Source organism: Streptomyces sp. P9(2023), from assembly GCF_032436795.1.
Lineage (GTDB): Bacteria > Actinomycetota > Actinomycetes > Streptomycetales > Streptomycetaceae > Streptomyces.
In genome coordinates this window covers 418,290-430,749 of the sequence record NZ_JAUPWM010000004.1, presented here as the reverse complement: position 1 = coordinate 430,749, position 12,460 = coordinate 418,290, and the positions used below count along the sequence as shown (strand labels likewise).

Annotated in this window: 11 protein-coding genes and 1 pseudogene; 3 read left to right on the top strand and 9 right to left on the bottom strand. The window is 74.7% G+C overall.

Annotated features, from left to right (window positions below; all coding sequences use genetic code 11):
• A pseudogene (locus Q5762_RS09210) lies at positions 1-282 on the top strand (hypothetical protein); the annotation flags it as partial.
• Between the two features lie 27 nt (positions 283-309).
• Here Q5762_RS09210 and Q5762_RS09205 read toward each other — a convergent pair.
• The 9 genes from Q5762_RS09205 to Q5762_RS09165 form a co-directional block, all read right to left on the bottom strand.
• Positions 310-1,449 (bottom strand): GNAT family N-acetyltransferase, encoded by a 1,140-nt coding sequence (locus Q5762_RS09205; protein WP_315891500.1) that lies wholly within the window; start codon positions 1,447-1,449, stop codon positions 310-312.
• The gene (locus Q5762_RS09200) at positions 1,446-2,162 is read right to left on the bottom strand and encodes a lipopolysaccharide biosynthesis protein (RefSeq protein WP_315891499.1); all 717 of its coding nucleotides are present in this window, start codon (positions 2,160-2,162) and stop codon (positions 1,446-1,448) included. Before Q5762_RS09200 ends, Q5762_RS09205 begins: the two co-directional genes overlap by 4 nt.
• A gap of 17 nt (positions 2,163-2,179) precedes the next feature.
• The gene (locus Q5762_RS09195) at positions 2,180-3,313 is read right to left on the bottom strand and encodes a glycosyltransferase (RefSeq protein ID WP_315891498.1); all 1,134 of its coding nucleotides are present in this window, start codon (positions 3,311-3,313) and stop codon (positions 2,180-2,182) included.
• Positions 3,310-4,098, bottom strand: coding sequence for a polysaccharide deacetylase family protein (locus tag Q5762_RS09190; RefSeq protein WP_315891497.1), 789 nt, complete (start codon positions 4,096-4,098; stop codon positions 3,310-3,312). The genes Q5762_RS09195 and Q5762_RS09190 overlap by 4 nt, the downstream gene beginning before the upstream one ends.
• Positions 3,995-5,719 carry a murein biosynthesis integral membrane protein MurJ gene (murJ, locus tag Q5762_RS09185; protein ID WP_399494764.1) on the bottom strand — a complete coding sequence of 575 codons (1,725 nt, stop codon included), beginning with the start codon at positions 5,717-5,719 and terminating at the stop codon, positions 3,995-3,997. The genes Q5762_RS09190 and murJ overlap by 104 nt, the downstream gene beginning before the upstream one ends.
• A gap of 247 nt (positions 5,720-5,966) precedes the next feature.
• On the bottom strand, positions 5,967-7,265 hold the full coding sequence (locus Q5762_RS09180) for an O-antigen ligase family protein (protein ID WP_315891496.1): 1,299 nt from the start codon (positions 7,263-7,265) through the stop codon (positions 5,967-5,969).
• A 2-nt stretch (positions 7,266-7,267) separates the two neighbouring features.
• Positions 7,268-8,704, bottom strand: a complete 1,437-nt coding sequence (locus Q5762_RS09175) for a sugar transferase (protein ID WP_315891495.1) — start codon at positions 8,702-8,704, stop codon at positions 7,268-7,270.
• Positions 8,701-9,909 (bottom strand): glycosyltransferase, encoded by a 1,209-nt coding sequence (locus Q5762_RS09170; protein ID WP_315891494.1) that lies wholly within the window; start codon positions 9,907-9,909, stop codon positions 8,701-8,703. Before Q5762_RS09170 ends, Q5762_RS09175 begins: the two co-directional genes overlap by 4 nt.
• A complete protein-coding gene (locus Q5762_RS09165; RefSeq protein WP_315891493.1) occupies positions 9,818-10,651 on the bottom strand; it encodes a DUF3344 domain-containing protein in 834 nt (277 codons plus the stop codon). The genes Q5762_RS09170 and Q5762_RS09165 overlap by 92 nt, the downstream gene beginning before the upstream one ends.
• Before the next feature lie 382 nt (positions 10,652-11,033).
• Between Q5762_RS09165 and Q5762_RS09160 the strand changes: the two genes are divergently transcribed.
• Together Q5762_RS09160 and Q5762_RS09155 are read left to right on the top strand one after the other, a co-directional pair.
• Positions 11,034-11,273: a chaplin gene (locus Q5762_RS09160; RefSeq protein ID WP_315891492.1), complete on the top strand. Its 240-nt coding sequence runs from the start codon at positions 11,034-11,036 to the stop codon at positions 11,271-11,273.
• Between the two features lie 259 nt (positions 11,274-11,532).
• Positions 11,533-12,270 (top strand): hypothetical protein, encoded by a 738-nt coding sequence (locus Q5762_RS09155; RefSeq protein WP_315891491.1) that lies wholly within the window; start codon positions 11,533-11,535, stop codon positions 12,268-12,270.
• The last annotated feature ends 190 nt before the right edge of the window (positions 12,271-12,460 follow it).

Here is a 12,460-nt window from a genome sequence, read left to right as displayed (position 1 = left end):
AAGCCTGAGCCGAAGCCCGAGCCCAAGCCTGAGCCGAAGCCCGAGCCCAAGCCTGAGCCGAAGCCCGAGCCCAAGCCGGAACCGAAGCCCCAGCCCAAGCCCGAGCCCAAGCCCGAGCCCAAGCCGAACTGTTGGGCTGTGAACCTCGGTTCGCTGGTCGACAGTTGGACCGGCGGGCAGGTCTGCGTCCCCAACGTGGACATGAAGTGGGACGACGAGGTCGAGGCCGAGGTCAACGACGCCTGGGAGGACATGCTGGACAGCGACGCCTGGCCCTTCTGAGGCCCACCCCCACGGCGGCGGCGGAGATCATCCGCCGCCGCCGTGCGTCCGTCCCGGCAGCCGCTCCAGCGCCCGCCCGACCCAGGCCCGCTCCCGCGCCTGCCGGGCCGCCCAGCGCCTGCCGTCCGCCGCGCCCGCGCGCAGCCACAGCAGCGGAGCCGTACCGCGCCCGGCCAGCATCAGCCGCTGGTTCGGCACGGTCTCCGGCCGCCAGTGCTGCTTGTACGGTTCGTTCCCCCGCAGCATGCTCAGCGTGGCCCGCCCGCTCGCGCTGGTCTCCCGGGCCCCGTGCCGCAGCAGCATCGTCGCCACGTCGACCTTCCGCTCGCGCAGCGCGGGATCGGCGCCGTACAGGTACCCGCCCGCGAGGCGCGGCGACATCAGGGTCAGGTCCGCCGCGACGACGTCCCCGCCGAGCCGGAACTCCGTGACCCGCGCGGCCCCGTGCTCGACCATCGGCCGCACGGCCCGGGCGAGATGCTGGGCGAACCGGTCGCTGGTGTGCTCGACGGTCACGCCCCGCCCCTGCCACTGCAGCTGATGCAGCGTGAGGAGACGTTCCAGCGCCGCCGGCACCTCGTCCCCGGGCACGATCCGCTCGTCGATCCCGAGCGCGTCCAGCTTCCGCAGCTTCGCCCGCACCCGCTGGGCCTTGCCCGAAGGGATCCGTGCGAGCAGGGCGTCCATCGGCACGGCGGGCAGCTCCAGACAGAGCGAGTCGGGAAGCCGCCGGCGCGGCCCCCGCCAGCCGGCGAACACCTGCTCGGCCGCCGCCCCGGGCCGGACCTCGCGCAGATCGATCACCGCGCCCCGCGCCGCCTCCGCCAGGCCCCGGACCAGCGCGGGCACCGCCACCGGGCAGGCGTCGTCGAGCAGGACGTCCGTGAAGTCGGTGATCGCGCCGCCGAGCTGGGTGAGGACCGGCAGCGGCCCCCGGGCGCGCATCAGGGGCGCCGCCGCGACGAGTTCGCCGTCCTCCCGGCGTACGAGCACCACCCGCAGCGCGCCCGGGGTGCCGTACGACACCCACCAGGAGTGCAGCCAGGAGTGGGACTGGAACGGGGTGGCCGTGGAGCAGCGCGCGTACAGCGACGCCCACGGCTCGGCGAGCGCGCCGAACTCCGCGCCGTCCCGGCAGACCTCGACTCTCACCCCGGGCGCGGTCACACCGACTCCGGTGACGGCTGGTGCTGGGCCGCCGCCGGGCCGGGTACCGCCGCCGAGGTGGCCGAGCCGGCCGGTCGCGAGTGCCGGGCCTCCGCGCGCACCGCCCGCGCCCCGGTCCGGCCGGGCCGCACCAGCAGCGCAAGGCCGCCGAGCAGTCCGCCCGCGCAGCCGCCGACCAGCGCGGAGAGCGGGGCGGACGGCGAGACGGGCTCCACGGGCTTGGTCGCCCGGGAGAACTGCACCACCTTCACGCCCGTGTTCCCCGAGACGTGGCTGCTGTTGAGGACGAGGGCGCGGGCGACGCCGTCCGCCATGGAGACGGCCTTGGCGCGGCTGGCCGACCGGGCCGTGATCTCGATCATCGGCGCGTCCGGCGAGGTCGCCGCCTGCACGCTCTCGCGAAGGGTCGCGGCGGAGACGCCCGCCCACACCTGCGCGTCGCCGGTCACCGCGATGTCGGTGGCGACCCGCCCGTACGCCTGGGCGAAGCCGAGCGCGGCGGCCGGGTCGGACTTCTCGCCCGGGACCACGATGACGTAGCTGGTGGCCGCGTACTCAGGGGTCTTCACGACCCCGTACCCGGCGCCGAGCGCCGCGCCGACCAGCACGGACGCGGGCAGCACGAGCAGGCGCCGGCGGGTGCGCAGGGCGGCGGCGAGCCGGGCGCGCCGGGGAGTCGGGGGGGTCATCGGGTTCGGGGACTTCGGTGGCATCGGGGACATCGGGTGACTCACTTCGCGAGGGGAGGGGTGCCGTGGACGGCCTGTTCGTAGAGGGACAGCAACTGCTGGGCGCTGTGCGCGATGTCGTAGCGGCGCGCGGCGGCGGGCTGCGGCAGCCGGGCGAGCCGGGCGTCGCGGATGCCGCGCAGCGCGGAGACCAGTTCGGGTACGGACTCGCCGACGCGCCGGGCCCCGGGCGCCTCGTCCGGCGGCAGGTCGTCGATCGCCGGGCAGGCCACGTACAGCGCGGGCAGTCCGGCGGCCAGCGCCTCGACGACCGCGAGGCCGAAGGTCTCGTCGGGGGAGGTGGAGACGAAGGCGTCCATCGCCGCGAGCAGCGCGGGCAGGTCGGGACCGGCGGAGTCCGGGGCCGGCGGGTCCTCGCAGGCGCCGGTGAGGAGCACCCGGTCGGCCGCCCCGCACTCCCGGGCCACCGCGAGCAGCCGCTCCCGCTCGGGGCCCTCGCCGACGAGCAGCAGCCGCGCCCGAGGCACCGACGCCACCGCCCGTACGAGACGGTCGAAGCGCTTGCCCGGCGCGAGGCGGCCGACCCCGCCGACGACGAACGCGTCCTCGGGCAGGTCGAGCAGCTTCCGCGTCAGGCGGCGGGCGTCCTCGTCGAAGCGGAAGCGCGCCCGGTCGATGCCGTTGGGGACGACCTCGATGCGCGGGGCCGGCACGCCCCAGGCCGCCAGGCGGCGGGCGACGCTCGGCGAGACGGCGACCGTCGCGGTGCCGAGGCGTTCGGTGGCCAGGTAGAGCGCGCGGGTGCCGGTGGAGAGCGGGCGGCCCTCGATCTGGGTGTCCCCGAGGGAGTGTTCGGTGGCGAGGACGGTACGGACCCCGCCGAGGCGGGCGGCGATCCTGCCGTACACGCACGCCCGGTACAGGTGCGTGTGGACGAGGTCGTACCCGCCCCGGCGCACGATCCCGGCGAGCCGGGGCAGCGCGCCGAGGTCACGGTTGCCGGCCATGCCGAGGTCCGTGACGGGTACCCCGTCGGCCTCAATGCCCCGGGCGACCGGGCCGGGATTGGTGAGCGTGACGACCTCGCTGCGTACCGGGAGGTGACGTAGCATCAGCCGCAGCTGCTGCTCGGCGCCGCCGATCCCGAGGCCGGTGATGACGTGCAGGACCTTCATGGCGTCTCCTGGAGGACGACGCGTTCGAGATCGGCCGGCCGGCGGCGGCGCAGCGGATGCAGGAGCCGCTTCACGGTGAGCCGCCAGGGGGTGTCCTGCTCGCCGATGTGGACCCTGGGGAGCGCGTGCGCGCAGGTCAGGTCGCCCGGGTCGATGGCGCAGCCGTAGCGGTAGCCGGCGTCCCGTACGGCCTGGACCGCGCGGGCGTCGACGTCCCCGTACGGGTAGCAGAAGCCGTCCACCGGCGTGCCGGTGATCTCCTGCAGGAGCTCCCGGCTGCGCGCGGTCTCCCGGACGAGCGTCGGCGCGTCGAGCGTGGGCAGCGAGACGTGCCGCAGGCCGTGCGAACCGATCTCCATGCCCGCCTGGGCGACGCGCAGGATGCCGTCCTCCGACAGCAGCGGTTTGCGCGGGCCGTCGCCGTCCCAGTCGTTGTCGCCGCCGATGCGGCCGGGCAGGACGTAGACGGTGGCGGTGAAGCCGTGGCGGCGCAGCAGCGGCAGCGCCGACTCGACGAAGTCGGCGTACCCGTCGTCGAAGGTGAGGCCGACGAGCCCCTTCGCGCGGCCCTCGGCGCGCGCGGTGAGCAGCTCGCGCACGGAGACCCCGCGCAGCCCCCGGTCGTTCAGCCAGTGCAGCTGCCGGGCGAACCGTACGGGGGAGACCGTCACCCGGTACGGGTCATCCGTGGTGTCGGCGATCGAGTGGTACATCACCACCCACGGGGGTGGCTTCGGCAGCAGTCGACGGATCGCGGCGGTGGGGGGCGCCGTGGCAGCGGGCATGGGCGAGCCTTCGTGATGCGGTGCGGGTGAGGGGTGGGATGTCCGGCGCGTTGGCGGCGCAGGCGACGAAGAGCAGGAAGACGGCGGCGCAGACCACGCTCGCGACGGCGAGGGAGAGCAGCGCGGGGGTGACCAGGACCGAGCAGAGCCAGCCGGCGGTGGTGGCCCAGGCGGCGGCGGTCGCGAGCCGGAGCAGCCCCTCGCCGAGGTAGCGGATCCGGACCGGGATGGCCTGTCGGCGCGCGCCGAGCAGCATCAGGACGGCGGTCACCGTGATCCCGAGGGCGTTGGCGGCGGCGATGCCGACGGCGCCCCAGAGCCCGGCGCCGACGACGCCCGCGACGGCGGTCACGGCGAGGCCGGCGGCCATCGCGGCGGCCGGGTACCAGAGCGGGCGGGCGGCGGAGAAGTAGCAGCGGACCAGGGTGCCGACGGTGGTCTGGCCGAGCAGTCCGAGGGCGTAGACCCGCATCACGGCGGCGGTCGCGGAGGTGTCGGACGCGTCGAAGGCGCCGCGCTGGAAGAGGACTTCGACGATCTGGGGGGCGGCGGCGATCACGATCGAGGCGCCGACGAGGACGACGACGGCGGCCAGCAGCAGGTCCCGCTCGACACGGCGGCGGGCGCCGTCCGCGTCGCCCGAGGCCATGGCGCGGGCGACGACGGGGAAACTGACCGTGCACAGCATCAGCGAGAGGATCATCGGCATCTGCGCGACCTTCTGCGCGTAGTTCAGATGCGAGATGGCCCCGGAGGGCAGCGGCGAGGCGAGGAAGCGCTCGATGAGGATCTGCGACTGGCGGGAGACGGTGAAGGCGATGACGGGCGCGATGAGGCCGAGGACGAGCAGCCGCCCGTCGACGGCCGGCCCTGCGTGCGGCGCGGGCCCGCGGCGCAACTCCCGTACGAGATAAGGCGCCTGGACCGCCACCATCAGCGCGCCGCCGACGGCCACCCCGGCCGCCGCCGCCCGGACGCCGAAGGGTTCGCGGAGCACCACGATCGTGCCGATGATGCCGATGTTGTACGCGACGTAGATGGTGGCCGGGGGCAGGAACGAGCCGTGGGCGCGCAGGGCGGCGGAGCAGTAGCCGGCCAGCGCGAACGTCAGCACGCAGGTCGCGGTGAGCCGGGTGCAGTCGACGGCGAGCCGAGGGTCGGGCAGCCCTGGAGCGAGGGCGGCGACGAGCAGCGGCGCGGCGAGGATCAGGAGCCCGGCGAGGGCGGACATGACGAGCAGGAGCCGGGGCAGCGTGGAGCGTACGAGGGCCCGGACGGCGCCCCGGCGGGTCAGGGCGCGGCTGAACGCGGGGACGAGGATGAGCGCCATCGCGTCCTCGATGAGCAGCGTCGACGCGAACTCGGGCACGGTCCAGGCGACGAGGAACGCGTCGGTCTCGGCCCCGGCGCCGAAGTAGTGCGCGAGGCTCTGGTCCCGTAGCAGCCCGAGTACGGCCCCGGCGGCGGTCAGCCCGGCGGTCACGGCGGCGGCCCGGCGGAGAAACCCGCCGCCCCCGGCGGCCTTCGGCACGGGGGTGGGCGCGGGCGCGGGGGCGGCGGTCTCGCGTCCCGGGCTTTCGCCCCGCCGGCCGCGCGGCCGCCAGTCGTCGGGGTACGCCACGGAGGCCGGCAGCCCGTCGTCGGCGGGCGCGTCGGTGCCGGCCTCGGAAGCCGCGAGCGGACCCGAGACCGCCGGACCCAGCGGCAGCCGTACCGACCCGGCGTCGCCGTGCGGGACTTGGGCCGTCGTGCCCGCCCAGCGCCGCACGCCGTGGGTCCAGGGGTCCGCCCACACGGGCGCGGCGGGCTCCCCGGGGGGTTCCGGAGGCGGGACCCGGTCCGTGGACTCGGGCTCACCGCCCCAGGGGTCACGCACGCTTCACCTCCGCCAGCGACCACCAGGCCGCGAGGCCGAGCACGACCGACATCAGGACCGTCGAAGGGCCGCCGATGTCCGCGTAGAAGAAGTCGATGAGCTGCCACGACAGCAGCCCGATCGCGACCAGACCCAGCCGCCGCACCGCACCCACCAGCAGCGCCGCCCAGCTCCCCGCGAGGGCGAGCAGCCCCACCAGGCCCTGCTCGCTCAGCACCAGCAGGTACATGTTGTGCGGGGAGAGCAGCGGCTGCCGCTGGAACGCGGCGCCCGCGCCCGCCGTGTCGCTGCCGGACGACAGCGCGAGCGAGGCGTGCGAGTCGCGGTACGCGGGGAAGCCCTTCAGACCCACCCCGGTCAGCGGATCCGACCGCCACATCTCCCCGGCCGCCGCCCACATCGTGTACCGGTCCGTCACCGACTGGTCCGGCGCCCCCGCCACCTGCGTGATGCTGGCGACCCGGTCCTTCACCATCGCCGAGCCCACCCCGAACCCGCCCACCAGGACCACCGCGAGCGCGCCCACGACGAGCGCCACCCGCCCCGCGCGCCGCAGCCCCGACAGGACCAGCTGGATCGCGACGGCGAGGACCGTCGCGATCCACGCGCCCCGGCTGAAGGAGAGCACCAGCGGCAGGAAGAGCAGCCCGGCGCAGACCAGCGCGGCGGTCCGCGCCCGGCCCCGCCCGCTCCCCAGCGCGATCCCGACGACGACGACCAGGCCGTACGAGACGACCGTCGCCATCCCCATCACGTCCGTCGGCCCGAACGTCCCCACCGCCCGGATGTCCTCGCCCTGGTACGACGCGCCCGTCCCGGTCAGGTACTGCGTGACCCCGACCGCGCCCTGCAGCAGCGCGAGACCGACCAGCGCCCACGCCACGACCGCGAAGTCGCGCCGGTCACGGATCATCAGCAGCACGGCCGCCGGGACGAGCACGAACACCTGCACGTACCGGGCGACGCCCGGCAGGCTCGCCGCCGGGTCCCCCGAGGTGATCGCCGCCAGGCTGATCCCGAGGACCGGAAGACCGAGCACGACCGCCGCCGCGCGGCTGAGCGGCCGGGCCCCGCTGCGCACCACGCGCACCAGGCAGATCAGCACGAGCAGCCCCGAGGCCGCGTCCGCGACCGTCCCCGAACCGCCGGTGCCGCCCTCCGCCCCGCCCCCGCCGGGGACGAGCAGCAGCGCGATCACCGCCAGGACCGGGGACAGCGCCCCGGCCCGGCGCGCCCAGTCCCGCACCTCGGTCCCGGCCGTCCACGGCAGCACCCCGGTCGCCGTCGTCATCATCAGCTCCCCGCCGGCCGGACCAGGCCCGCGGCGGTCCGCAGCAGGATCCGGACGTCCTGCCAGAGCGACCAGTGGTCGATGTAGTGGTTGTCGAACCGGCAGCGGTCCTCGATGGACGTGTCGCCGCGCAACCCGTGCACCTGCGCCAGGCCGGTCAGCCCGACGGGCATCCGGTGGCGGTCCGCGTAACCGGCGTGGATCTTGCTGAACTGGGCGACGAAGTACGGCCGTTCGGGCCGCGGCCCGACCAGACTCATGTCGCCACGCAGCACGTTCCACAGCTGCGGCAGCTCGTCGAGCGAGGACTTCCGCAGGAAGCTGCCGACCGGGCTCATCCGCCGGTCGTTGGCGACGCTCCACCGGGTCGCCGACTCGGTCTCGTCGGCCGGGCGCAGCGTACGGAACTTCAGCAGCGTGAACAGCCGCCCGTTCTGCCCCACCCGCTCCTGCCGGAAGAGCACGCCGGGCCCGTCGGAGAGCAGGACCGCCAGGGCGCACAGCAGCAGCACGGGCAGCGCCAGGGCCAGCGCGGGACCGGCCAGGACCACGTCGAGCGCGCGCTTCGCGGTAAGACCCGGCCGCTCGCCCAGCGGAACCAGCCGGCGGCAGGCGTACCCCCACAGGTGGTCGTCCATCGCGCCGCCGCCCTCGCCGCCCACCTGCCAGGTGGCGCAGCCGTAGTGCTGGAACAGCGTCACCATGGGCGTGTCGTCGGTCAGGAACACCGCGTCGCGCACGGTGTTCTGGATGACCGCGCGGTGGATCTCCTCGGCCGAGGAGAGGACCGGAAGTCCGGGCTCCGCGTCCGGCCGCGCGCCGACGATCCCGACCGGCCGGATGCCGTACTCCGGGTGCTGCGCGAGCGCCGCCGCGAACCGGCGGGCGGCGGCCGGCGCGCCGACGACCAGCGCGGAGCGCGGATGCGCCCGCGCCGTACGCCGCCGCCGGGCGTGCAGCACGGCCCGCACCAGGCACACGGCGACGACCTGCGTCGCGTACGCGGTGCAGAGCGCGGCCGGACCGATCGCCGTAGCGGGGGCGTACGTGGCGACGGCCGCGGCCGCCACGCACCAGGCGACCCCGCCCCGCGCGGCGAGCGCGGGCAGTTCCTCCAGTACGGCGGCCCGGGCACCGGTCGGCCGGTGCAGCCCCGCCCGCGCGTCCAGGACCAGCACGCACACGGCGACCAGCAGGAACAGCCGCAGCCCGCGCTGCGGTTCGGGCAGCAGCCCGACCGCGAGCAGCACGGCCAGACCGTCGGCCGCGATCAGCGGTACGGCGGCGAGCCGCTGCGGCGCGGGACGGCGCGGCGGCAGCGCGAGCCGGTCCGTGCCGCCGCGCTGCGGCGCGAGGGAGGCGAGTCCGGGCAGCTTGCCCCGGCCCGCCGGGGGCCAGGGGCCCGGTGAAGGAGGGACGCTGGTGCTTTCCGTGGTCACGGCGAAATCGGCTCTCTGTGCTCGGTGCACCGCACTCCGGCCAGCTCGCGGTACACGTCCGCGACGGCCGCGCCGGTGCGCCGCACATCGAATCTGCTGAGTACGTGTTCGTGGGCCTCGCGGCCCAGGGTTCGCCGCTGCTCCGGCCGGCCGAGCAGGCGGCCGACGGCGGCGGCGAGGGCGGCCGGGTCCTCGGGCGGGACCAGGCACAGCGGTTCGTGGCCGGGCGGCAGGCTCTCGCGCGCCCCGTCGACGTCGCTGACCACGACGGGCCGTCCGCTCGCCATGGCCTCCAGGGGCGCGAGCGCCATGCCCTCCCAACGGGACGGCAGGACGACGAGATCGGCCGCCCGGTACCAGGGCGCGGTGTCGTCGACGTTGCCGGTGAAGCGCACGGACGGCGGGGCGGCGGCCCGCAGCCGCTCCGCGTCGGGCCCGTCCCCGACCAGGACGAGCCGGGCGGTGGGCACCCGCTCCAGGACGGCGGGCCAGGCGGCGAGCAGGACGTCCTGCCCCTTCTGCCGGCAGAGCCGCCCGACACAGACGACGGTGGGCCCGTCGGCCGAGTCCTCGGCCGGCGCCGTCGCTCCGAACCGCGCCACGTCGACCCCGTTGTGGATGACCGACCACGGCGCCCGGACGCCCGCGGCCTCGCCGGTACGGCGTTCCGCGTCGCTGACGCAGACGATCCGGTGCGTCCAGCGCGCGCCCCACACCTCCCAGCGGCGGGCCAGCGCACCGACCGCGTCGTCGACGGCCTCGAAGGACCAGGCGTGCGGCTGGTACACCGTCGGAACCCGCCCGCGCAGGGCGAGTCGGGCGCACAGTCCGGCCTTGGCGCTGTGCGCGTGGACCAGGGCGGGGTCGACCGTACGGATCACCCGGGCGAGGTCGCGGGTCTCCCGGACCAGCCGGGGGCCGGGGTCCCGCCCGGCCCGCCAGTCGGAAAGCCCGGCGCCCTCGGCCCGTACGGCCTCGGCGAGCGGGGTGTCCGGCGGGCAGGCGACGGCGACCCGGAGCCCCGCGGCCAGCTGGGCGCGCACCAGGTCGACGACGACCCGCGCGACCCCGCCGTCACCGGGCTGGACCGCGTGCAGAACGGAGAAGGACACGTCAGCGCCGGACGTCCGCCTGGAGGAAGAGCGCTCCGAGCCGGACGGTGTCCTGGCGGGCGCCGAAGCGGACGTGGACACGGTCGGCTCCATGGCGCAGCGCACCCCCCAGATCGAAGACGTCGGAGTCGTACCCCAGGGTGTTCCGATGAGCCGGAAGTCGTTCCATCCGACCGGTGTCGCCGAAATCGGTGATGCTGGAGTTCATCACGTCGTCCGCGGAATTGGCGGAATCCGAGAGCAGGACACTCTTCGCCCGGCTCGTTTGCACCGCGAGGTAATCCCCGGAAGTACCCCGGCCGCCGTCATGGGCGACGACTCCGAGTTGTCCGGCGGAGCCCTTCGGAACTGCCGTTTCCGTCAGTCCGACCCGCAGTGCTCCGGTGCGCGGACCGACGGTTTCGAAACCGTCCCAGAGGGCCGGCCGGCGCATCGGTTCCGCCGCGTTCTCGTACGCGACGACAAGGGTCCAGCCACCCCAACCGCCGACCGCCGAACGGCCCATGGCGGCGTTCACCTGAGCCGCCGTCCACAGCCCGCTCCGGGCCGAACGGACGAGGTCGGTGACGTCCGCGGAGTACAGCCGGGCGTAGCTGACCCGGGAGCCTTCCGGGACCCGGAGTTCGGCGCTGCTGGAGTTGGTGGCCGTGGCCGAGGTGTCGGCGGCACGGACGATCCCGCCGCGCTGGACCGCCTGGTACCGCTCGGCGAAGGGGACGCGGGGGGCTTCCTTGGGCTGGGGCGCGGCGGCGGCCGGCAGCGCGGCGGACAGGGCCGCACACGACAGGGCGCACAACAGGCCGCGGCGCACAGCACGAACCGCTGAATTCCGCATAGAGGTTCTCCGCTTTGATGAGAGAAGCAAGGGAACACCCGTGAAGACCGGGAGAGAGGGAGATGTCGACCGTGCGAAAAGGGTGTCCGCGCGGCTGGACCGGAAGCGACGCTCGGGAACGTTATAACCCCGACGCCGGGCGATAGTAAGCATTAGATGCTCACAAACGCTAACTCCCGTATCTGCTGGGCAGTTTCCTCGTTGTGCGTGTTGCGCCACTCCTCGGCCACTCGCCCGAATGCCCCTCCGATGGCCCAAAGATCGGTTGAACGTCACCCGTTCGGGAGAGCAACCGATGAATTGCCTAAGCGTTGTTGAAGGAGCCGGGCGAAACCGCTCGTGCCGTCTCAGTGATCTGTCAACAATCGAGGAGCGCTTCTCCATGTCCCGTATCGCGAAGGCTGTAGCTCTGTCCGTGGGTGTCGCCGCGTCCGTCGCGGGTGCCACCGGTGTCGCCGTCGCCGACGCCGGCGCCGAGGGCGCGGCCGTGAAGTCCCCGGGCGTCCTGTCCGGCAACCTGGTCCAGGTCCCGGTCCACGTGCCGATCAACCTGTGCGGCAACACCGTCAACGTCATCGGCGCCCTGAACCCGGCCTTCGGCAACACCTGCGTCAACGCCTGATCTCGCACGCCGGATCGTGGTCCTTCCGAGGCCGGCGCGCCGCCCCTGCCAGGGGTGGCGCGCCGGCCTTCCGCTCATTCGGACGCACCCTCGTACGCCGCCCGGTGCAACGGCGTACGCCCCTCGGAGGACCAGGTCAGCGCAGTGGATTCACCCGAACGGAGGGGGTGGCGCTCCGTAGTCCTCCCGTTGCGGAGCGCTATGTGAGCAGGACACGGTGGGGGCGTTGTTGTCCGGCGCATACGGAAAAGGAACAAATATGCGTCCCCTGGCTCTCAGCCGCATCACCGCCCTGGCGATATCCGCCGTCATCACCCTCGGCACGGCGGGACCCGCCCTCGCCGACGAACACCACCCGTCCCGCATCTCCGCCCCGACCGCGCTGGCACCCCTGCCGGACGCCGCGGCGCTCCTCAAGCAGGCCGACGCACTGGGCAACATGAGCTCGGTGACCACCACGGTCACGGACCTCCTCGAGGCCGTCCTCAAGGCCGACGGCGGTCAGATCCCCGCCGCCGACGCCGCCGCGCTCAAGGACAAGATCACGGCGGCCGTCGACGCCGCCAAGGGCACCGTCCCGGCGCCGCTGCCCGAGGCCCCGGCCGCCGAGGCCCCGGCCGTGCAGACGCCCGCCGAGGCTCCCGCCGTACAGGCGCCCGCCGTTCAGGCCCCGACCCTCCCGGTCGCCACCGGCGGTGCGAAGGCCGCGAAGGCGGCCCCGGCCGACATCGTCACCGACGCTCTCGCCACCGTCGAGAAGGCCGTCGCCGGTCTGCTCGCGGCGGTCACCTCCGGAGGCGCCACCGGTGTCGTCCCGCAGGTCACCGCGACCCTGACCTCGCTGGTCAACCTGGTCGTCGCCACGGTCCTCGGCAGCGGGCTGCCCGCGGCGGACCTCGCGGGGCTGCCGACCCTGCCGACGCTCCCGGTCGAGGCGCCCGAGCTCCCGGTCGACCCGCCGGTCGGCCTGCCGGCGGCGCCGTTGCCGGTCAGGTAGTCACGCTCGCGTAGCCACGGTCGTACCACCCGCGCCGTGCCGCCCGGCCTCCCGCCGGACGGCACGGCGTTCGGCTGTCCGGTCCGCAAATAGGACCGCCGTCATCATTCGAGTGCAGTGGAGAGAAATCCCTTCTCCCGGAGTTTCCGGGGCGCGCACCTCTCGTTACAGAAGGCAGAACGACGTACAG